The sequence below is a fragment of the Haematospirillum sp. H1815 genome (assembly GCF_012102705.1).
Classification (GTDB): Bacteria; Pseudomonadota; Alphaproteobacteria; order Rhodospirillales; family Rhodospirillaceae; genus Haematospirillum.
Map to the genome: position 1 here is coordinate 274,256 of NZ_JAAVTA010000001.1, position 21,256 is coordinate 295,511.

The following is a 21,256-nucleotide window of genomic DNA, read 5'->3' on the forward strand; positions in this document are numbered from 1 at the left end:
GCTTCTGTCACGCTCACCCGTCGTCTTCGGACTGGAGGGTAAATGATGACAGCCTCTTATGTCTTTATCTTTGCCTGTGGATCTCTTGCCATATTGTACGGCGTTCTTGTTACGCGCTCTGTTCTTGCCACAGGGGTGGGGACGGAAGATATGAGGCGTATTGCAGATGCTGTTCAAGAAGGTGCATCGGCTTATCTTCGACGTCAGTATACAACCATTGCTGTTGTTGGTGCAGTAATATGCTTGTTCTTGGGTTGGCGCCTTGGGTTAGCTGTCGCCGCCGGTTTTGTGATTGGTGCGGTTCTGTCCGGTATTGCCGGCTTCATTGGTATGAATGTTTCTGTCAGGGCCAATGTTCGTACAGCCGAAGCCGCGCGCAGTGGGGGTGTGAAAGCCGCCCTGTCAGTGGCCTTCCGTTCGGGGGCGGTGACCGGATTCTTGGTTGTCGGGCTTGGGCTTATAGGAGTTGCCGGTTATTACTTCTTCCTGAATACGATGGATATTCCCCGGCGGAATGTGCTGGAAGCCTTGGTTGCGCTTAGCTTTGGCGCTTCTTTGATTTCCATCTTCGCCCGGCTTGGAGGTGGCATTTTCACCAAGGGAGCTGATGTTGGTGCTGATCTGGTTGGAAAGGTCGAGGCTGGCATTCCCGAAGATGACCCCCGCAATCCGGCTGTGATTGCCGATAATGTCGGCGACAATGTCGGGGACTGTGCCGGTATGGCGGCAGACCTCTTTGAAACTTACGTTGTAACGATGGTCGCAACCATGCTCCTTGGGGCTATCTTCTTTCCCGAAAGCTTGGCACCACTCATGATGCTCTATCCGCTGCTGATTGGTGCTGTGTGCATTATAGGGTCAGTTCTTGCAACCTATCTGGTGCGACTGGGGGCGGACGGTAATATCATGAATGCCCTTTACAAGGGCTTCATCGGTTCCGCTGTTTTCTCGGGTATATTGATTGTCGCCATTACTTTCTGGCTTTTCGATGAGGCTACTTTTGGCCAAGGGGTTGGGCTTGCAGGGGTCGCACCCGGGCCTCTCGTGATCTGTGCCCTGACGGGTCTGGCGGTAACAGGTCTTATCGTTTGGGTCACAGAGTACTATACGGGAACCAATCACCGTCCGGTCCATTCTGTCGCCGATGCGTCTGTTACGGGGCATGGTACCAATGTCATCCAAGGGCTGGCTGTTTCCATGGAAGCAACGGCCTTGCCTGTCTTATGCATTTGCGTTGGTATTATCGTTTCCTATATCGCAGCCGGGTTGTACGGTATTGCTATTGCAGCAACAACGATGTTGGCTTTGGCGGGTATGGTGGTTGCCCTGGATGCTTATGGCCCGGTAACAGACAACGCAGGTGGTATTGCTGAAATGGCGAACCTTGCGCCGGATGTACGCAAGGTCACAGATGCCCTGGATGCCGTTGGAAACACAACGAAAGCCGTTACAAAAGGCTATGCCATTGGCTCTGCTGGTCTGGCGGCCTTGGTACTTTTTGCCGCGTATACTGAGGATCTCCAGTATTACTTCCCTGATATGGAGATTGCCTTTGTGCTGCACGACCCTTATGTGGTGGTGGGGCTTTTTATTGGTGGTCTCCTGCCGTACCTGTTTGCAGCTCTTGGCATGCAGGCTGTGGGGCGCGCTGCTGGGGCTGTTGTGGTCGAGGTGCGACGCCAGTTTCGCGAGATGCCCGGTATTATGGCGGGTACTACAAAGCCAGAGTATGGAACATGCGTTGACATGTTAACCAAAGCGGCTATTCGCGAAATGATCTTTCCTTCTCTGCTGCCGGTTCTGGCACCGATTCTTCTTACCGCCCTGGTTTGGGCTATAGGTGGGCCTGTGCCAGCATTTACAGCTTTGGGAGCCATGTTGCTGGGAACGATTGTCACGGGGCTGTTTGTGGCAATATCTATGACGTCGGGTGGTGGCGCATGGGATAATGCAAAGAAGTTTATCGAAGAGGGGCATCATGGAGGGAAGGGCTCCGATGCTCACAAGGCCGCTGTTACTGGCGATACTGTCGGTGATCCATACAAGGATACGGCTGGCCCGGCGATAAACCCCATGATCAAGATCACCAATATTGTTGCGATACTGCTGCTTGCGATTGTTGCAGGATAAATAGCATTCTTAAAAAGAAAGGTGGGAGACTATGAGAAGTCTGCCACCTTTCTCTCATATCAGGAGTATCTGTCTGTTATTGACCTGGTATATTTGATTTACCGTCAAATGTACTTGTAGAATCTTTGTTAAACTTCCCGATGTTACCAAGAAGTTGCTCAAAAATGTTTAATTTATTCCCTGCAGTCGGTGTTTCGCGGGCGACCAAGGTCACATCGGCACCATCCTTCAGGCCATTGCGCTGAATGCTCTGGATTGTCTCTGAACGATCGAAACGTATGGCGATAACCGAGCGCTCCAGCTCCTCGTTCGGATAAAAAGCAAACTGCTCCTGCTTGGAGCCAATATAGTACCACGTTTCCTCTCCATCGAAGAGTGAGGTGGTCGAAGGAGAGCCCAGCGCAGCAGCAACATCAGCCTTTGAACTCCGCCCTTCCTGTATATGCTCCATCTGGGTAGCTGTTGGCAGCGCGCCGTGAGCCTTGATATCCGGAGAGCAGGCAGAGAGTAACGTGACGGCAGGCAGTACAAGCGCCAAGGCCGTGACTGTGCTGCGACGCAATAACGCAGAGAGTGATGAATGATCGATCCTTGGCATTGGCATATCCGTCAGGTATGGGTATCCGTTCATTGGTCGGCTGCACACTGGCTGCGCCAAGTCCCAATACATAGACCGAAACCTGGATCAGGTCCAGCCTACCCGTTGCTGACGCTGGGTGCTTTATATTTCAGGCATTGTCCACTTCGGACGGCCACGTTACACCAGATGTATCTGCGTTGATCCGGCTTTTAAAAGAGAGCGTAACCATGTTTTCAGCTTTTCTGTCCCAGCGGCGTCGGCGCCGTGCTGCCGAAGACCTGTACGTCTCCGCTGTGTCCCGGGCGCGTGCCCCGTTCTTTTTCGAATGTTGCGGTGTCCCTGATACTGTGGATGGCCGCTTTGATATGATAGCGCTTTATGTTTTTTTGTTGATTCATCGGGTCAGAGCTGAGAAAACCCAAGAATCGTCTGCCTTTGCCCAAGAAATATTTGATGCCATGTTTCGCGATATGGACCGTAATTTACGCGAAATGGGCGTTGGAGATCTGAGCGTTGGCAAACATATCAAAGGGATGGCAAAGGCTTATTATGGTCGTGTTGCGGCTTATGAGCCCCCTGTTGAGTCTGGCGATATCCAGGCACTTGAGGCAGCCTTGTTGCGAAATCTGTACCGCTCGGCTCCAGCGCCAGGCCCCGCAGCAGAACAGGTCAGGAGCATGGCTGTCTGTGTCCTGCAGATCGTTGAGCATATGACCAAGCAGTCTTTTCAGGATGTTGTGGGCAACCGGCTGGCGTGGTGGACGCCATCTACCGATGAACGAGCAAGGATTGATGCCTGATGGCAAGTGTACCAGATCTTACTGTGGAACCTGAGTTCTCACGACCAGTCAATGTTGAACGCCTGCCTGCCGGGGGGCGCTGGTTTGTGCTGTCTGCCTCGGCAGAGGAACGTCAGGCCTTGGCCGCCCGGTTTGGATTGGTCGCGCTTTCATCGTTTGAGGCGAGGGTCCATCTCAAGGCCGTTGCCTCTGGCGATATTATACGGGCTGAAGGTGAGTTTTCGGCAGAAATTACACAGGTTTGTGGCGTCTCCCTGCAGGATTTTGTAACTTCTTTTACCGAGCGCTTCAGTCTTTCTTATACCTTCTCTCCGGATGGGGCAGACTCTGCCGAAGTAGCTTTTGATCCCGAGGGCGAAGATCCACCCGAACCAATTGTTAATGGGATGATCGATCTGGGGGATATTGCGGCTGAGCATCTAGGATTGTCAATCAACCCGTTTGCCCGCTTCGAGGGTGCATCTCTGGCTGTTCCGCCCGGGGTCAGCGTGAATGAGCCCGAGAGAGAAAGCCCTTTCTCAGCCCTTGGTAAACTCCGCAAGGATTAAGGATGCGTATGATGCTTGCGGTTTTTGTGCTTTTTGTATATTAAGGCTGGCTTCCATGCAGGCCCGAACAGGATTGAAAGTAGCGAAAAATGGCCGTTCCCAAGAAAAAAACCTCCAAGTCCCGTCGCAACATGCGTCGTTCCCACGATTCTGTCTCTGCGGGTGCCCATAATGAGTGCTCTAACTGCGGCGAGATGAGGCGTCCTCATCATGTCTGTGGAAGCTGTGGTCATTATGACGGCCGCGAGGTTGTTGCTTCCGAAGCGGCTTGAGCCGGTTGTCTGTGGGCTGTGAAACCAGGGTTTGAGGTGATGTCTTGAGCAGTCGGCTCATTCTCGCGCTTGATGCTATGGGGGGCGACCAAGCCCCCCATATGGTTCTCGAGGGTATTAAGGTAGCGCGCCTGCGTTACCCTTATGTTCATTTTCTGGTTTTTGGCGATTCCGCAAAAATCGACCCCCTTCTTTCTGATGATATTCGTCCTTTTTGCTCTGTCCGCCACACGCCCGATGCTGTTGCCAGTGGGGACAAACCGTCTCTTGCTGTCCGGCAGGGTCGTAATTCAAGCATGTGGTTGGCCATAAAGGCTGTAAAAGACGGTGAAGCCGCTGGCGTTGTCTCGGCCGGTAATACCGGTGCTCTGATGGCAATGGCCAAGCTCAGTTTGCGGACATTGCCTGGCATTGATCGTCCAGCAATAGCAACCTTGATCCCCACGTGTCGCGGCGAGAGCGTTATGCTGGATCTTGGTGCCAATGCAGAGTGCTGTGCCCGTAATTTGGTCCAGTTTGCTGTGATGGGCAGCGTTTTTGCTCGTACCTTGCTTCATGCCAAGCAGCCTTCGGTCGGTCTTCTCAATATTGGTTCCGAAGATCAGAAGGGGACCGAAAGTCTCCGTGAAGCTGCTACTGTTTTGCGGGGTTTTCCCGGTGATTTTATGGCGTTTAAAGGTTTTGTGGAGGGGGATGATATTGGTGCGGGCACCGTCGATGTCGTCGTAACCGATGGGTTCACCGGCAACGTTGCCCTGAAGACTGCAGAAGGCACGGCCAAGCTGTATGGATCTTTCCTGAAAGAAGCTTTCCGATCCAGTATGCTGTCGCGCTTGGGCTATTTTCTCGCGCGTGGTGCCCTTGCGCATGTTCGGAAGAAAACGGATCCTCGGCGGTATAACGGGGCTTTGTTCCTCGGCTTAAATGGTATTTGCGTCAAAAGCCACGGGGGTACAGATCGTATTGGTTTTGCTAACGCGATTGGCGTAGCGGTTGATCTTGTGTCAGATAACTTGAATGACAAGATCAAGCTAGGTTGTCAGGATGTTCAATCTGATATTGCGGCTGTAAACCCGGGTGCAGTTGATAAAGGCATCGATGCTACGTTTGTTGCTACGCCGGACAGCAGTTCCGGGAAGACTATGGAAACGTGATGGTTTGGCGATCTGTTGTGTGTGGTACGGGATCATTCCTTCCCGAGCGTGTTATGACCAACGCCGAGGTGGCGTCTATCGTTGATACATCTGACGAGTGGATTGTCGAGAGAACCGGCATTCGGCAGCGTCATATCGCGGCCGATGGTCAGTTGACATCGGATCTTGCCTTTGCTGCCGCAGAAAGAGCACTTGATGCTGCTGGCGTTCATTGTTCTGATGTTGATCTTGTTATTCTGGCAACGGCGACTCCGGACAAGACGTTTCCCTCAACGGCAACGCGTGTTCAGGCCCGGTTGGGGTGCGTCGGTGGCCCGGCATTTGATATCCAGGCCGTGTGTTCAGGCTTTGTTTATGCCCTTGCTGTTGCGGATAACTTTATAAAAGCGGGCCAGGTTAAAACGGCGCTTGTTATTGGTGCGGAAACGTTTTCCCGTATTCTGGACTGGTCTGATCGTGGTACCTGTGTCTTGTTTGGTGATGGGGCAGGTGCCGTTGTCCTGAAAGCTGAGCAAGGGCAGGGTGATTGCGAAGATCGTGGCATCCTCACTACCCACCTGCATGCAGATGGAACGCATCATGACCTTTTGTATGTAGATGGTGGTCCGTCTTCTACAAAAACAGTGGGATCCCTACGGATGGCGGGGCGAGATGTTTTTCGTCACGCCGTCAATAATTTGTCGTCTGTTGTACAGGAAGCTTTGGACTCTGTTCAGCTTGGCATCGATGCTATTGACTGGCTTGTGCCGCACCAGGCCAATCAGCGGATCTTGGACTCAACAGCCCGTAAGCTTGGTGTTTCTGCCGAGAAAGTCGTTGTAACGGTTGATCAGCATGCCAATACGTCGGCAGCGTCTATTCCCTTGGCCTTGGATGTGGCTGTGCGTGATGGCCGTATTCGTCCGGGTCATCTTGTTTTAATGGAGGCTATGGGGGGCGGTTTTACGTGGGGTTCTGCTCTGGTCAGGATGTGAAGCCCTGTGGTTGACAATGTGTACGAGATGTCTCTTGTTCTGGACATCTTCAAGTCTTTGATATTGACGCTGTTACTTGGTGCATATACCGTCATGTGCGGTATTGGTTTAGCGAGGTCTCCATGTCGGAACGCACCATTACACGGGCCCATCTCAGTGAGTCTGTCTATCAAGAGGTGGGACTTTCCCGTAACGAGTCTGCAGACTTGCTGGAAATGGTCCTTGCCGAAATTTCCCAAGCTCTTGCCAAGGGAGAGATTGTCAAGATTTCTTCATTCGGCACCTTTTCTGTGCGGCAGAAGGGGCAGAGAATTGGCCGGAATCCCAAGACGGGGCAGGAAGTTCCTATCCTCCCGCGCAGGGTTCTGACTTTCCGGCCTTCACAGTTGCTGAAGGACCAGATTAATGATGGTTTGGCCAAGAAAGCAGGAAAAGCTCGCTAATACGGGCTCCCTGTTTCTTCCTTTTTCCGTTTTGGCGCCAGAAAGAGTTTGTGGCGCCCTGCTTTCTTTGTGCATTATCTGTATAGTTATGTAGGGTACACTAGTGTTTCAGCCTGTGGCGTCTGTGTCGGTGCAGGCGAGTTCAGGATGTAAAAACAGTGCAGTCTAGAAAAGAAAAACAGCCCGTAAAATCCGAGAATGCGTTCCGTACTATTGGTGAAGTATCGGAAGATCTTGGTGTTCCCCAGCATGTTCTGCGTTTCTGGGAAACACAGTTTTCCCAGATCAAACCTTTGAAGCGTGGTGGTGGACGGCGTTACTATCGTCCTGAAGATATCGCCTTGCTGATGGATATTCGCTCATGCCTTTATGACCAAGGCTATACAATTCGCGGCGTGCAAAGATTGCTCTGTACGAAACAGAATGCTCTTGAATGCCTTGTGCCGACTACATCAGAACAGGATAGTGACGTATCTCTCCCTCAGGGGTTGACCGGTGAGCAAAGGCGGGAGCTTGAGTCTGTGCTTGCTGAGTTGGAGGATGTTCGCGCTTTTCTTGGTATGCCTGAATTTGCCTGATCATGGTGGTCCGCGCGTGCCATGGGGGTGGCTGTGCTGGTATTATTGACTGATTTTGGGGTGAGTGGACCTTATATTGGTCAGGTCAAGGCTGTTCTGGCTCAGAGGGCGCCGTCTATTCCTGTCATTGATCTGTTTCATGATCTTCCTGCTTTTGAACCAGTTTTTGCAGCAGCCTTGATACCATCTTACTGCCGTTCTCCTTTTCCGAGGGGGACAGTTTTTATGTGTATTGTCGATCCGGGTGTTGGCACCAGTCGCCAAGCATTGATTGTATACTCAAGTGGTTTCTGGTACGTGGGGCCGGATAATGGGTTGCTTAGCCGGATTATCGACGATGATCCGCAAGCACAGATCTGGAGTCTTGATTGGTTTCCTGAATCGGCAAGTGCGACGTTTCACGCCCGGGATATTTTTGCTCCCGCGGCGGCGGCGTTGGCCTGCGGATATACCCCCGGTCCCACATGTAGAGCACCGCTTGTCGCCACTATTGTTGGTTCTGATGACATAATTCGGTGTTCTGCAGGCATCAGGCAAGCCGTATGGCAGAAGGTGGTTTATATTGACCATTATGGTAATGCCATGACAGGTATGCGTGGTGGGGAGATAGATAATCAAGATGCTTTAGAGGTTGGCGGATATCTGTTGCGCAAACAGCGCACGTTCGGGATGGGGGAAAGCGGGGTGCCGTTCTGGTATATCAATTCTAACGGGTTGGTGGAGCTTGCTGTACGCAACGGATCTATAGCCTCGGCTTTTGGGATCGTGCCCGGAATGCCTGTTTTTGTCAGGTCAGGTCTGTCATGAGCTTGCGTGTTAAATTCTGGGGCGTTCGGGGTAGCATTCCGTGCTCTTCCCCCTCTCATGTGATCTATGGCGGGAACACCAGCTGTGTAGAAATCACGGCCAACGATCAACACCTGATTCTTGACGCGGGAACAGGTATGCGTGGTCTGGGCAATGATATGCTCCGCAGGGGTATTTCGCAGTCCAACATGCTGTTGTCTCATACGCACTGGGACCATATCAGCGGTTTTCCATTTTTTGCACCTCTGTTTCGTGCCGATTTCTCCATGCGCATTTATGCAGGCCATTTGCACGATTACGGGGGGATTAAACAGGTTCTTTCGACCCAAATGGCAAGCCCCTTGTTTCCAGTCCCCCTTTCGGCTCTCAAGGCTCGTCTCGAGTTTGTAGATTATGACGCAGGTAATCCACTGGCATTCTCCGATAGTGTTCTGGTGCGTACTGCACCTTTGAATCACCCAGATGGTGCCGTAGGATACCGTGTAGAAGCGGATGGCCTGTCGATTTGTTATGTGACGGATACGGAGCATAAGCCGGGTGAGCCTGACACCGCAATTTTATCCCTGATTGAAGGGGCAGACCTCGTTATCTATGATTCAACCTACACAGATGAAGAGTTTCCTGCCAAGGTCGGTTGGGGCCATTCCACATGGGAAGAAGGTGTGCGTCTGTGCCAGAAGGCAGGGGCTAGAAATATGGCGCTTTTCCATCATGACCCTGACCACGATGACCTGATCATGTCCCAGATTGAGGAGCGGGCCAAACGGCTCTGGAGTGGGACCTTGGTTGCGCGCGACACAATGGAACTTATTTTATCCTGATTATCAGGACATCACCGTGGATAGACTCGGACCACAACACGCCGGTTTATGGCTTGGTTCTGGGGAAGCACATCGCCGTAAGGCCCCCGGTTTGCAACCTTTGGCGCCGTATCAGCCATTCCCACTGTTTTCATACGTGCCCGGGGAATCCCGGCTTCCTCGAAATACCGTACTACAGTGCCGGCACGGGCACCGGACAGTTCCCAGTTTGATGGGTACTGAGGTGTTTCAGGTGGGCTGTCATCGGTATGCCCCTGAACTTCAATCTGAAAGCTTTTAAATTGTTCTGCGCCAATTGTTGCAGCGATTTTGGCTAATATTTCCCGTGCAGACTCATCCAGCTCAGCACTGTCCGGGGCAAAGAACGACCCGGATCCCATTTCCATGACAATGCCCTGACTGTCTGTCGAAATGGCAACAACATCCTGCATTTTCAGGGATGTGACAGATTTTTGCACTTGCTGCTTCAGGTCCTCGGTCGGGGTTTTTATCTCCCGTTTTCCAACCCCCTTGGCCATCCCGGCGCTGACTTGCTCGAAGGCAACAGCATCGATTTTCGAGATGGCAGCCAGCAGTATAAAGAAAGCCAGTAACAAGGTCGCCATATCGGCAAAAGTCGCAATCCAGCTTTCATCATCTGCGGGTGGTGAGGGGCGGGAAAATTGATTGTTGCCATTGCCCATCATGATGGTCGTCTTCCTTCTGGCGTGCTGGCTCAGGCGTTGGAGCGTGACCGATCTATGCTGAAGTGTGCTGCTGGATCCAGGAAGGCATTCATCTTGTCCTGAATGTAGCGAGGGCTTTTGCGTTCTGCCAGAAGGGCAAGCCCTTCTGCAAGAAGGTAGTTCCGGAAGCGTATGATTTCTTCACGCTGTTGCACCTTGGAAGCCGCAGGCAACAAGATCATACGTGCAAACATGACGCCGTATAGCGTTGTGACCAAGGCAACGGCCATACCCGGACCAATGGAGGATGGATCACCCCCCATGGAGTCCAGCATGATGATCAATCCGACCAAGGTTCCAATCATGCCGAAGGCGGGGGCAATACCGCCCATGTTGCGCAGGATATCAGCCTGTACCGTATTTCTCTGGAACGTACTTTCAACTGTAGCCGCAAGAATCTCGCGGAGTTCTGGCCCTGTATAACCAGCAACCACAAGATCAATGCCAAAGCCCAGGAAGCGGTCGGATTTTCGCACCTTCCCGGAATCTGATTCCAGTCCGGCCAATCCGTTCTTCTGGATGATATAGCCCCAGCGGATAATCCGTCCAACTTCGTGGGTCAAGATGCCTTGCCCCACCTTGTTTGTGAATAAAATGGATTGCAGGCTTAGCATTGCCTGTATGACATAGCGTGGCTCATATGACACAAAGGTCGCGGAGAATGTGCCACCCACCACCATGATCAGGCTGGGAACATCGATAAAAAGCATGAAGTTGTCAGTGCTGAGCAGTATAGCACCGACAAACAATCCAAACCCCAGAATGGCACCGAAAACCGTTGCGAATGACATGGTTTGCCCCGCCTGCCCAACCGGCAAAACAGCAATACCCGACGTGATGCCAAGGTACCGCTTACACACGATGACTGGAAAATGCCATTTTCTGCAAGGGTTGCTGTGGTTCTGTTTCTGTTGGTCGGTCAGACCATTTTGGAACTGCTTTGCTTACGACACGTTTGGAGTAATGAAAATGTCGAGAAATTCTGTATCCGGTGCTGTGCGCACGATCCTGGTTGGGCATCCCGTCGTATCCAGCAAGCCATAATGCTGTAGATGGTTGAAGACTTTCAGGAAGTGTTGGCGATTGTGAAGAGAGGCACCACCCTCCAGCCAATTCTGTTCCAGGAACGCTAGGATCGCCGGGTGTCCCAGTTCAACTTCCCACAGGATGCCAAGTAACGAGGCCATGGCTTCTTCCATTTCCCGTTGTATGCCATGAACGCTCATCCATTGGTTTGCCTGAGTCTTGAGTCCTGTTTCAGGTCCTGCACCAAGGCCAAAGTCAGGAATGTGGCGGCGTTCAGGGGCGCAAACCTGCCAGTGGGCAACATCGTGAATAATAACAGATGGTTCCATGTTTCCGCTCAGGACCCGTCCGTCCCATGTAAAGCCGTCTTCAGGCGGTTGTGATGAGACAGACATTCCAAAGGACTGGGCAAGCTCAATGGCTTCCTGACGTTGTTCGGGGCACTGTGAAAGTGTGATGTCGTCCCCGGAATCCACATACGCCAAGGTAAAGGCAATACGCTCAACAGCAGCCTGCGCTGCGCCGGTACCTTCCAGAGAAGTCGAAAATACACCCAAGGCAGTGGGTATTTCGGACATGACAAGGGGGGAGAGTATCATTCCTGATCCAGGGCGGGTGCATACATCTTTTTGTGCCGTATCCTGTTTTCTGTCATATGGCAAGAGCCGTAAACTGTTCGGGGATGCATTGTATCGCTTTGCCGCCCTTGGTAGATAGAGTGCTCTTGTCTGGATTTTCAGGGTTTGTGGGAGTTTTTATCATATGACTGGCATCGACACCGTGACCGCCGTTGCTGAGTTCAGGACGGTCCGTGATTTCATCCGCCATGCTGTCAGCCAGTTCAATGCTGCAGACCTCAGCTATGGCCACGGAACCACTTCAGCGTGGGACGAGGCTGTTTTCATGGTTCTGGAGGCCCTGCGGCTGCCTGTTGACCAGCTTGAGCCTTATCTTGATGCCAGGCTGGCCACGCCTGAAAGAACTCGCCTTGCCGGTTTGATCGAGACCCGGGTAAAGACCAGGAAGCCAGCTTCCTATCTTCTCAATCGCGCTTATATTCAGGGTTTTCCCTTTTATGTTGATGAACGTGTGATTGTTCCGCGCTCCTACATTGGCGAAATCCTGTTTTCGGGTATTTTTTCCGGGGAAGGGTTGGCCTTGGTTGATGATCCGACTGAACCGGCCCATGTTCTTGATCTGTGTACCGGCTCGGGCTGCTTAGCAATTCTTGCAGCCCATGTTTTTCCCGAAGCAGACATTGATGCGGTGGATTTGTCTCCTGAGGCCTTGTCGGTCGCCCGGCGCAATGTAAAAGACTATGCTTTTGAGGATCGTATCCGTTTGTTCGAGGGCGATCTCTTCTCTCCCTTAAAAGGGCGAAGATACGACGTAATACTGACGAACCCGCCGTATGTTGATGCTTCGTCCATGGAGGTTCTGCCGCCGGAGTTTCGGCACGAACCCTCTATGGCTTTGGCCTCTGGTGAGGATGGGCTCGACCTTGTTCGCAGAATTTTGCGTGAGAGCCCGCACTATTTGACCGAAAAAGGCGGTATCCTGTGCGAATTCGGTACCGGGCGAGAGATTCTTGAGGCGGAGTATCCTGATCTTGACTTCTTGTGGATCGAGACCGAAAGCAGTTTCGGGGAGGTCTTCTGGTTGACCCGTCAGCAATTACTGGCCGGGGGGCACGGATAGGCACCGGCATTCAACAAGGCTCGCGCGCGGCTATACTTTGTTGTAGCCTGCCGTAACCGCTGTCTTACGCTGCCTGTCCGGGAAGGAAAGCATCCATGAGCAAAAGGCGCCTGCTTTTTGTGATCTGTGGTTCCATCGGCGGTCTTCTGCTTGTGCACTCTGCTCCTGCCTTGGCATTCAGGACGCCAATGGGGCGCCCGTATATCGTTGATCTTTCCCTCTTTTCACTTGTTGTGCCCGGACTTTGCCTTGGTCTTGGCCTTGCCTTGTGGCTGGCTGGACCATCCGGGCGCTACGGTCGCTCTCATTATGCAGGCGGCCTTGCGGTTCTTGCCGCGATGCAGGGAATTAATCTCGCTGACATCAGCCTGTTCTTCCCTCACCTGCTTATTCATCTGGAGACCATGGATCGGCTTACCTTGGCTTTATTGCCCATGGCGCCGGCATTTTTTCTTCTTCTCGTGCGCGATCAGGTGGTCAGCCGTGTTTTGTATCGTGTCGTTCCTTTTGTTCTTACCCTTGTGTCAGCAATCTTTTTGTCCGCTTTTTTCCTGCCCTATAACCACCTTTTGATTTTGCACACCATTGTCAGTGTTTTCTGCCTTGCCGGCTTTGCTATCGGCATTCTGGAGGTCGGTCTGGGTCGGGGAGGGGAGAGGCTTCGTCCGGCCCTGGTTATCCTGTGTGGTGCCAGCGTTATTCTTTCCCTCGTCAATGATTTGGTTTCCGGATGGAGCGGCGGCCGTGATACCTCGCTTCTGGCTTTGTCGCTGGGGGGAAGTGCTCTGGTGTGTGGTGCTCTTTCGGCCCGTGATATGAGACGAAGCCGCCGTAGCCGGAAACTGGAGCTGCGACACCTTCTTGACCTACGTGCCATTCTTGAACAGCGTATCAAGGATACATCCTCCAGAATCAATAGCTTACATATTCGTATTGACAATTTTCTTAAACATATACCGGAAGCGGTTTTGACCTTGGACTCTGAAGCCAGGATTCTTCGCTATGAGGGGGGTGCCGAGGCTCTTTTCGGCTGGAGTGCGCCAGAAGTTGTGGGGCGTTCAGCCATTTCTCTTCTTTCGGGAGAGTGGGCAGAGCGCTTCCTGCATGCCCTGAGACATCTGGAGCATGACGAAGAGGTTGAGTGGGGTGGTACGCGCCGTTTCGAGATCCATCTGCGTAATCGTGATGGGCGTGTGGTGCCGGCAAACTGTTCTATCTCGGTCGTACACGAGGAGGGGGCTAGGCTCTTTCAGGTGTTATTGCGCAGCACAGAAGCAGAGAAAAAAGCGCAAATGGATCTTTCCGCACAAAAGGCCCTTGTCTCCGAGCTACAGGACCGGTTGCGGCATATGGAGGAGTGCACGGCAACGGGATGGTATGAAACATCCTCGGCTACCGGGAAAACCCGTTGGTCAGCGGGACTGGAGACAATCTGGGGATTCCGGGATGGTGCAAAGCCTGCAGGGCTGAGGGATTTTGTCTTTAGAGTTACCGAAGAAGATCGCCCGCAACTCATTCATTCTCTTGATGATCCATCATGGGATGAAACCCGCCATACAGTACGCGTTCAGATTGATGATGTCAGAGTGGCCACAATCGAACTCTCACTGGTTCGTGAACGCGCCGCAGACGGTACCATTGTCCGTGAGACCGGTATAGCTCGCCGGTTATACGAGCAAAGTATTGCACCCTTGTCTTTTATGACGACAGGGAAGCCTACAGAACGGGAAACCTATGTCATGGGCAGTATGGATGTATCAGCTGGTCCGGATACAATGGCTCCCCAACCGGGGCGAGGGGAGCCTCTTGATATTCTTCTTGTAGAAGATGTCGAGGTAAATCAGAGGGTTGCAGTTATGTTCCTGGAACGTGAAGGCCACCGCGTGTCGGTTGCCTCTACAGGTAAGAATGGCGTTGATGCTGTATCACAGGGATGTTTTGACCTTGTGCTCATGGACATTCGCCTTCCTGATATTGATGGCGTTGAGGCTGTGCGTCGCATTCGTGCCCTTGATGATCCCGTGCGGGCGCAAATTCCTGTCCTCGCATTGACGGCAAACGTCTTTGAGGATGATGTGAAGCGGTATAGGGCTGCGGGTATGAATGGTGTTGTGGCCAAGCCTATACGCATAGAATCATTCCGGCAGGCGTTACGCTCCATACAGTCATCGGGTTCCGCAGATGATACAGCTTCTGCCGGGGGAGCTTTTGCATCTACTGCTTCGCCTTCTCTGGATGAAGGATTCATTGCAGACAGGCTGTCTGCCTTGGGTACGGAAAGCTTCAAGGCTATTTTGGGGCTGGGGCGACGGAGTATGGACAATGCGGTGTCCGAGCTTTCTGTTGCTTTGGGATTATCCGATCCAGATTTGCTTGCGCGTTCAGGGCACAAGCTTGCCGGTGCCGCCAGCAACTTCGGTTTTTCCAGGCTTATGAAACTGGGGCGGGATATAGAGGATCTTGCCTTGGGTGGTGATGTTGCGCAGGCGCGCGCAATGGCTGCGGAAGGAGAGGCTCTGTGGGTTGAAGCCAGCAGAGCCCTAGATCTTTGGTTGAGTGCGCGCAATCTTCTGGATCATCGCCAGGAGTTGTCAACGTTCCTTTAGATCTTTTAATCCGTGTTGCCGGGATTGAGTTCTGCACTGAAGCAGGTATGATCACGGCCATGTCAATAATACCTCTCTATGGACTTCCAGCTCTTTTTACCCTTGTCCCTGCCGCTCTTCTGGTTTTCCGGCATGGGGGAGGGCGCGATTCTGCATTCTGGGGAGCTTTGGGGCTTGCTGTGCTTGGGTCAGGGGCTCAAACTATTGAATTTTATCAGTATGGTCTTGGTGAGGGATTCTCTTTCTCCCTTTGGGTGACAATTACGTCAACCTTGGTCTTGTTTGTCGTTGGGGCCTTGGTCTTGCAGCAAGGGTGGCGCTTGCTGTTTCTTCTGGCTCCCTACCTTCTATTGCTGGGTGGGGCGGCAACCTTGTTCCACCTTCTGTTCGGGGAGAAGCATGTTTCCTTTCCTGTTGTGTCTGCGACGGATAGCGAAGGAATATGGTTTTTTCTGCATGTGGTTGTTGGCATTCTATCTTATGCTCTTCTTACATTTGCGGCGGTTGCGGCTCTGTCGGCCTTTTTGCAGGAGCGTGCACTAAAGCATAAGTCACCAAACAGGTTGACCCGGAAGCTGCCTTCCGTCGCCGAGAGCGAGGCGCTGTCCTTGGCCATGCTGCTTCAGGGTGGGCTTGTTCTTGGCGTTGGCTTATGTTCAGGTCTTGCTGTAAATTGGCTTGAACACAGGATGCTGCTTGATTTTAATCACAAGAGCATCTTGAGTATCCTGACATTTGTAACGGTTATGATCCTGATTGTGGCCCGTTTTGTCAGTGGCACGAGGGGGCGGGTTGCTGCGCGTCTTGTGTTGTTGGCGTGGCTCTTTTTGACTTTGGCTTGGCCCGGAGTCAAGTTTGTGTCCCAAGCTTTGCTCTGACCTTGGGCGGGTCTTGTCGGTGCATTACAGGACAATATGGGAAAAGCCTGAGTTCATGAACAATACCTTCGATCCTTTGCGGATTGGCCGCCTTGATGCGGTGTCGCCGGTTCTTCTTGCTCCCATGTCAGGGGTCACAGATCAGCCTTTCAGGCGTCTGGCCAAACGGTACGGGGCTGGCCTTGTTTTTTCGGAAATGATCGCCAGCGCCCAGATGATCCGTGCCCATCGGGATACCTTGCGTATGAGCACGGCCTGTCAGGATGAACACCCTATGGCTGTTCAACTTGCAGGAAATGAGCCTGTTATTATGGCAGAGGCCGCCAAGATGAACGAAGACAGGGGGGCTGCCCTGATTGACATCAACATGGGGTGCCCGGTGAAGAAGGTTGTCAAAGGGCACGCGGGATCTGCCCTGATGCGTGATGAGGCCTTGGCTGGGGCTATCATGGAGGCTGTTGTCCGCGCAGTTGCCGTGCCGGTGTCGGTTAAAATGCGCCTTGGCTGGGATTCCGGGGCACAAAATGTTGTTCGCATGGCGCAGATAGCGCGTGAAAGCGGTATTTCGATGATCACGGTGCATGGACGAACCCGTTGTCAGATGTACACGGGAAAGGCTGATTGGTCTGCCGTTCGTGCTGTGGTTGAGGCAGTGGATCTGCCTGTCGTGGTAAATGGTGACATCATTGACTTGGACACTGCACAGGCCGCTTTGGCCCAATCGGGCGCGGCAGCCATTATGGTTGGGCGAGGAGCGCAGGGCAGGCCTTGGCTGCCAGGGGAGCTGGCTCGTGCCTTACAGGGCGGGTGTCCGGTTGCTTCCCCTTCTCTTTCCGAGCGTCGGGATCTTTTGCTTGAGCACTATAGCGATATTATTGCCCATTATGGTCTGGATGTTGGCTTGCGTGTTGCCCGCAAGCACGTCGCGTGGGGGGTGGCAGGCATTCCCGGTGCTTCTGCCTTCCGGGAGTCTTTCAATGCTTTGACAGAGGCTCGGGAAGCTTTTCTGTCCATATCGCTCTTTTTTGAGCAGGTTATTGACAAAGCGCCATTGGCAGCTTGATATCCGAGCCTTGCCCGTATCCGGAAGGTGTAGAAAGTTTATTCCCTTGGTCTCTTGATATGAGAGGATAGTATCTCGGTGGTTTCACGTGCTTGCTCTGTAGATGGCTTGTCTTCGTCCGACGCTGCAAGCGGTATACCCAATAGGGATTCTTCTGAAGAAATCGCTTCGGTCTTGCCTTCCTGCCATGGGGCGGAAGAGCGTGCTGCTGTTCAGGTTGAAGGACTGGCCGAAGCCGTACAGCGGAGTTTGGCAGCCTACTTTGCCATGCATAAGGATGGGTTGCCCCCGGCCGGTTTATACAACCGCTTGCTCTCTGAGTTCGAGCGTCCCTTGTTGACGCTTGCTCTGGATGTCACAGGTGGTAACCAAATCCGGGCTGCTGCCTTGCTGGGGTTGAATCGTAATACACTGCGCAAGAAAATCAGGGCGTTGTCCATCAGTCCAGTCAGGGGATCTGTATGAAACAGCCCGCACAAGATGGTTCCGTCATGCGTTTTTATGCATGGTTGCGCCAAGGGGGTGTGGCCAGAAGGCTTGCCGTCCTTCTTGGGGCGGCCGCCATGGTCTTTGGTGCGGCAACATGGGCTGTTCTTGCCGGATTCTGGGAACCGGTTCCAGATGGGGGGCACGCCTTATCCGTCTTGTTGAATCTCGATCTTATTCTTCTTTTGGTGCTGTCAGCGCTGGTTATTCGCAGCATTGTTGCGCTATGGCTTGCGCGTCGAACCGGAGGAGCAGGATCAAGGCTTCATCTGCGCTTGGTTGGTCTTTTTGGTGCCGTAGCGATTACCCCTACAATTCTGGTTGCTGTCTTTTCAGCCTTGTTTTTTAATCTTGGGGTCCAGTTCTGGTTTGGGGAACGGGTTCAGACGGTCCTGTCCGAGAGTCAGGCTGTTGCGCAGGCCTATCTGGACGAGCACCGCCAAGCCATAGCTGGTCAGGCGTTGGTTGTGGCTGGTGATATCCAGCGTAACTGGGAAAGGCTTCTGCAAAATCCCGATGATCAGTCGCGCTATCTGCAGACCCAGGTTTATGTGCGTGGATTGACCGAAGCCGTCCTGTTTGAGCGCAGTGGTAAAGTTGGTGCGCGGGCAGGGTATACGTTTTCCCTTCAGTTTGAGGATGTACCCCTCTGGGCGCTCGAGAAAGCAGATCAGGGTGAAGTTGCGGTCCTGACAGGCGAGAATGAAGACAGGGTTCGTGCCTTGGTGCGTCTTGATACCCTGCCCGAGATGTTTTTGTACGTTGGTCGCTTTGTTGATACTGATGTCATTCGGCATATCGACAATACAGACAATGCCGTACAGCAGTACCAACGAATGCAGTCTGGTCGGGCTGAGCTTGAGTTGCGTTTTTCCTTGGTTTTCATTGTGGTATCGCTTTTGCTGTTGTTGGCAGCTGTCTGGGTTGGCCTGAACTTGGCCAACCGGTGGGCGATGCCGATCGTGGAGCTGATTAATGCCAGCGAGCGTGTATCTGTTGGTGATATGGCCGTACGTGTTTCAGAAGTTGATGCTTCTGATGAAGTTGCTGCTTTGTCCCGTGCCTTTAACAGGATGACCGCGCGTATTACAGCCCAGCAAAAAGAACTTTTAGAAGCCAATAGAACCCTGGATGAGCGGAAACGGTTTACCGAGACCGTTCTGGAGGGGGTTTCAGCAGGCGTTATATCAACGTCTCCCGATGGCTTCGTGACACTGGTCAATCGTTCGGCACAGACTCTTCTTGATCTCCCGGCTGTTTCTTCATTGGAAGGCCAGCATATCTCTATTGTGATTCCTGAGTTTTCTCCTCTTATGCCCGAGAAGGAGACTCTGTGCGAGGGGCAGTCAGCCCAGCGTGAAATGGTTCTGAGCCGTGGGGGGAAGGATTTGACCTTCTTGGTCAGGGTTAGCGCCGAGTATGTTGATTCTAGGGTTATTGGTAATGTCATTACATTTGATGACATTACCCTTTTGCAAGCGGCGCAGCGGACTGCGGCCTGGGCGGATATTGCCCGTCGTATAGCGCATGAAATCAAAAATCCCCTGACACCTATACAGCTCTCTGCAGAGCGCCTGAAGCGGCGTTATCTTAAACAGATAGAAGAGGGACGGGATGTTTTTGTGCAGTGCACAGATACCATTATCCGCCATGTGGGCGATATAGGACAGATGGTTGATGAATTCTCGGCCTTTGCCCGGATGCCTCAGCCTGTGATGAATAATGAAAATCTCTGCGAAATCATAAGGCAGTATAGCTTTCTTCAAAAAACGGCTTATCCTGGCATTCGTTTTGTGCTGGATATTCCGGAAGAAGAGGTTGTCGTTTTGTGTGACACGCGTCAGGTTGGGCAGGCATTGACAAACATTATAAAGAATGCGGTTGAAGCTATTGAATCACGGGATAATCCAACGGATCCCGGCTGTATAACCGTCTCTCTTCGGGAACAGGGTGGTGTCATCAGGGTATTGGTTTCAGACAATGGTCGTGGGTTGCCCAAGGCCAATCGGGAGCGTTTGGTCGAGCCCTATGTCACAACACGATCCAAAGGCACGGGTCTTGGTTTGGCTATTGTCAAAAAAATTCTGGAAGACCACGGTGGTGATCTGTTACTTGAAGACGCTTCTGACGGAGGAGCGCAGATTTCGATGCTGTTTACATTTCAATCTGCTGTAGTACAGGATGGTGTTTCTGCTTGATCCGGAGCACATTTCACATTTTCAGGCACAAGGCAGCACGTTGGTCTCATGGCACGTGATATCCTGATCGTTGATGATGAAGCTGATATTCGGACAGTTCTGTCAGGAATTCTGGAGGATGAGGGGTATGTGACCCGCGGGGCCGGCAGCACCGAGGAAGCTCTGATGTCTGTTGCTGATAAGGCTCCGGGGTTGGTTATCCTTGATATATGGCTGGAAGGCTCCGGGATGGATGGTCTCCAGCTTCTTGATATTCTGCGCCGTGATTATCCTTTGGTTCCCGTTGTTATGATTTCAGGCCACGGGACAATAGAAACAGCTGTTTCTGCCATTCGTAACGGTGCCTATGACTTTATTGAGAAGCCATTCAAGACAGACCGGCTTTTGCTGGTTGTCGAGCGGGCCTTTGAGGCCGCCCGCCTGCGGATGGAGAATCAGCAACTGAAGAGTGCCGTTTCTGTTCCATCTGATTTGCATGGCACGTCAATGGCTATTACGCATGTTCGACAGGCGATTGCCCGCGTGGCTCCATCGGGGTCAAGGGTTCTGATCGTTGGACAGGCTGGATCCGGCAAGGAAGTGGTGGCCCGGCTGATACATGCTCATTCCCGCCGTGCAGATGCTCCATTTGTTTGCGTCAACTGCGCTACCATGCACCCGGACCGCATGGAGATAGAGCTTTTCGGGACCGAAAGAGGCTATGAGGGAGAGCAGGCATCCAGAAAGATTGGCGTGTTCGAGCAGGCAGATGGTGGCACACTGCTCTTGGATGAAATCGGTGACATGCCATTGGAAACCCAGGGAAAGATTGTCCGTGTTTTGCAAGAGCAGACGTTCGAGCGTGTGGGGGGGTCCAAGAAGGTAGCGGTCGACGTTCGGGTTATTGCCACGACCACCCGCGACTTGCGTCTGTCTATTGCGCAGGGCGAATTCCGCGAAGATCTGTATTATCGTCTGAGTGTTGTGCCAATACACGTTCCAGCCCTGCAGGACAGGCGGGAGGACATTCCGGTTCTGTCGCGTGTTATCATGGAGCAGGCTGCTCGTAGTACCGGCGCTCTGCCCCGGTGCATCGGCGATGATGCCATGGCTGTGCTGCAATCCTATGATTGGCCCGGTAATGTCAGGCAGCTGCGCAATGTGATTGATTGGCTGTTGATCATGGCTCCCGGGGATAACGAGGACGTGATTCGCGCTGATATGTTGCCGGCTGAAATAAGCCTGATTGTGCCGGAGGTCTTGTTACGGCTTGAAGGATCGGCTGAAATCATGTCGTTGCCTCTGCGTGACGCCCGTGAGATGTTCGAGCGTGAGTACCTGTTGGCCCAAGTTACCCGTTTTAATGGCAATATCTCGCGAACGGCCGAATTCATTGGCATGGAACGTTCTGCTCTTCATCGGAAGTTGAAGAATCTCGGGGTGTCCAGCGAGGAGAAGGTAAGGGCACTGTAATCCTTACCTGTTGGCTT

Annotated in this window: 21 protein-coding genes; 17 read left to right on the forward strand and 4 right to left on the reverse strand. The window is 52.7% G+C overall.

Annotated features, from left to right (window positions below):
* Positions 1 to 45 precede the first annotated feature (45 nt).
* On the forward strand, positions 46 to 2,130 hold the full coding sequence (locus HEQ60_RS01310; RefSeq protein WP_168069112.1) for a sodium-translocating pyrophosphatase: 2,085 nt from the start codon (positions 46 to 48) through the stop codon (positions 2,128 to 2,130).
* A 76-nt stretch (positions 2,131 to 2,206) separates the two neighbouring features.
* On the opposite strand, the gene HEQ60_RS01315 is transcribed toward HEQ60_RS01310, so the two are convergent.
* Positions 2,207 to 2,728 (reverse strand): outer membrane protein assembly factor BamE, encoded by a 522-nt coding sequence (locus HEQ60_RS01315; protein ID WP_168068713.1) that lies wholly within the window; start codon positions 2,726 to 2,728, stop codon positions 2,207 to 2,209.
* 209 nt (positions 2,729 to 2,937) lie between these two features.
* Here HEQ60_RS01315 and HEQ60_RS01320 point away from each other — a divergent pair, with 209 nt between their 5' ends.
* The 9 genes from HEQ60_RS01320 to HEQ60_RS01360 all read left to right on the forward strand — a co-directional run bounded on the left by HEQ60_RS01320 (position 2,938) and on the right by HEQ60_RS01360 (position 9,107).
* A complete protein-coding gene (locus tag HEQ60_RS01320; protein ID WP_168068715.1) occupies positions 2,938 to 3,510 on the forward strand; it encodes a ubiquinol-cytochrome C chaperone family protein in 573 nt (190 codons plus the stop codon).
* A complete protein-coding gene (locus HEQ60_RS01325; protein ID WP_168068717.1) occupies positions 3,510 to 4,058 on the forward strand; it encodes a YceD family protein in 549 nt (182 codons plus the stop codon). The genes HEQ60_RS01320 and HEQ60_RS01325 overlap by 1 nt, the downstream gene beginning before the upstream one ends.
* A gap of 89 nt (positions 4,059 to 4,147) precedes the next feature.
* Positions 4,148 to 4,330, forward strand: coding sequence for a 50S ribosomal protein L32 (gene rpmF, locus HEQ60_RS01330; RefSeq protein ID WP_082811943.1), 183 nt, complete (start codon positions 4,148 to 4,150; stop codon positions 4,328 to 4,330).
* 44 nt (positions 4,331 to 4,374) lie between these two features.
* Positions 4,375 to 5,484, forward strand: a complete 1,110-nt coding sequence (gene plsX, locus HEQ60_RS01335; RefSeq protein ID WP_168068719.1) for a phosphate acyltransferase PlsX — start codon at positions 4,375 to 4,377, stop codon at positions 5,482 to 5,484.
* Positions 5,484 to 6,458, forward strand: coding sequence for a beta-ketoacyl-ACP synthase III (locus HEQ60_RS01340; protein WP_168068721.1), 975 nt, complete (start codon positions 5,484 to 5,486; stop codon positions 6,456 to 6,458). The genes plsX and HEQ60_RS01340 overlap by 1 nt, the downstream gene beginning before the upstream one ends.
* Before the next feature lie 122 nt (positions 6,459 to 6,580).
* The gene (locus tag HEQ60_RS01345) at positions 6,581 to 6,901 is read left to right on the forward strand and encodes an integration host factor subunit alpha (protein WP_066135498.1); all 321 of its coding nucleotides are present in this window, start codon (positions 6,581 to 6,583) and stop codon (positions 6,899 to 6,901) included.
* 158 nt (positions 6,902 to 7,059) lie between these two features.
* Positions 7,060 to 7,479, forward strand: a complete 420-nt coding sequence (locus HEQ60_RS01350) for a MerR family transcriptional regulator (RefSeq protein WP_168068723.1) — start codon at positions 7,060 to 7,062, stop codon at positions 7,477 to 7,479.
* 21 nt (positions 7,480 to 7,500) lie between these two features.
* Positions 7,501 to 8,286: an S-adenosyl-l-methionine hydroxide adenosyltransferase family protein gene (locus HEQ60_RS01355; protein ID WP_168068725.1), complete on the forward strand. Its 786-nt coding sequence runs from the start codon at positions 7,501 to 7,503 to the stop codon at positions 8,284 to 8,286.
* Positions 8,283 to 9,107 (forward strand): MBL fold metallo-hydrolase, encoded by an 825-nt coding sequence (locus HEQ60_RS01360; protein WP_168068727.1) that lies wholly within the window; start codon positions 8,283 to 8,285, stop codon positions 9,105 to 9,107. The genes HEQ60_RS01355 and HEQ60_RS01360 overlap by 4 nt, the downstream gene beginning before the upstream one ends.
* An 11-nt stretch (positions 9,108 to 9,118) precedes the next feature.
* Here HEQ60_RS01360 and HEQ60_RS01365 read toward each other — a convergent pair whose 3' ends face one another.
* From HEQ60_RS01365 to HEQ60_RS01375, 3 genes are all read right to left on the reverse strand, one after another.
* Complete coding sequence (locus tag HEQ60_RS01365) at positions 9,119 to 9,793, reverse strand: flagellar motor protein MotB (protein ID WP_066135507.1); 675 nt, start codon at positions 9,791 to 9,793, stop codon at positions 9,119 to 9,121.
* A gap of 29 nt (positions 9,794 to 9,822) precedes the next feature.
* Complete coding sequence (locus tag HEQ60_RS01370; RefSeq protein WP_168068729.1) at positions 9,823 to 10,623, reverse strand: motility protein A; 801 nt, start codon at positions 10,621 to 10,623, stop codon at positions 9,823 to 9,825.
* Between the two features lie 153 nt (positions 10,624 to 10,776).
* Entirely contained in the window at positions 10,777 to 11,457 is a 681-nt protein-coding gene (locus HEQ60_RS01375; RefSeq protein ID WP_168068731.1) for a hypothetical protein, read from the reverse strand.
* Positions 11,458 to 11,620: 163 nt separating this feature from the next.
* Here HEQ60_RS01375 and prmB point away from each other — a divergent pair, with 163 nt between their 5' ends.
* The 7 genes from prmB (at position 11,621) to HEQ60_RS01410 (ending at position 21,239) form a co-directional block, all read left to right on the forward strand.
* On the forward strand, positions 11,621 to 12,556 hold the full coding sequence (gene prmB / locus HEQ60_RS01380; RefSeq protein ID WP_209315347.1) for a 50S ribosomal protein L3 N(5)-glutamine methyltransferase: 936 nt from the start codon (positions 11,621 to 11,623) through the stop codon (positions 12,554 to 12,556).
* Between the two features lie 95 nt (positions 12,557 to 12,651).
* Positions 12,652 to 15,162, forward strand: coding sequence for a response regulator (locus HEQ60_RS01385; RefSeq protein ID WP_168068733.1), 2,511 nt, complete (start codon positions 12,652 to 12,654; stop codon positions 15,160 to 15,162).
* Positions 15,163 to 15,221: 59 nt separating this feature from the next.
* Positions 15,222 to 16,040 (forward strand): inner membrane protein YpjD, encoded by an 819-nt coding sequence (locus HEQ60_RS01390; RefSeq protein ID WP_168068735.1) that lies wholly within the window; start codon positions 15,222 to 15,224, stop codon positions 16,038 to 16,040.
* A gap of 55 nt (positions 16,041 to 16,095) precedes the next feature.
* Positions 16,096 to 17,103, forward strand: a complete 1,008-nt coding sequence (gene dusB, locus HEQ60_RS01395; RefSeq protein WP_168068737.1) for a tRNA dihydrouridine synthase DusB — start codon at positions 16,096 to 16,098, stop codon at positions 17,101 to 17,103.
* Between the two features lie 78 nt (positions 17,104 to 17,181).
* On the forward strand, positions 17,182 to 17,568 hold the full coding sequence (locus tag HEQ60_RS01400; protein WP_416046621.1) for a helix-turn-helix domain-containing protein: 387 nt from the start codon (positions 17,182 to 17,184) through the stop codon (positions 17,566 to 17,568).
* A complete protein-coding gene (locus HEQ60_RS01405) occupies positions 17,565 to 19,787 on the forward strand; it encodes a sensor histidine kinase NtrY-like (RefSeq protein ID WP_168068739.1) in 2,223 nt (740 codons plus the stop codon). The genes HEQ60_RS01400 and HEQ60_RS01405 overlap by 4 nt, the downstream gene beginning before the upstream one ends.
* A gap of 48 nt (positions 19,788 to 19,835) precedes the next feature.
* Positions 19,836 to 21,239, forward strand: coding sequence for a sigma-54-dependent transcriptional regulator (locus HEQ60_RS01410; protein ID WP_168068741.1), 1,404 nt, complete (start codon positions 19,836 to 19,838; stop codon positions 21,237 to 21,239).
* Positions 21,240 to 21,256: the final 17 nt, after the last annotated feature.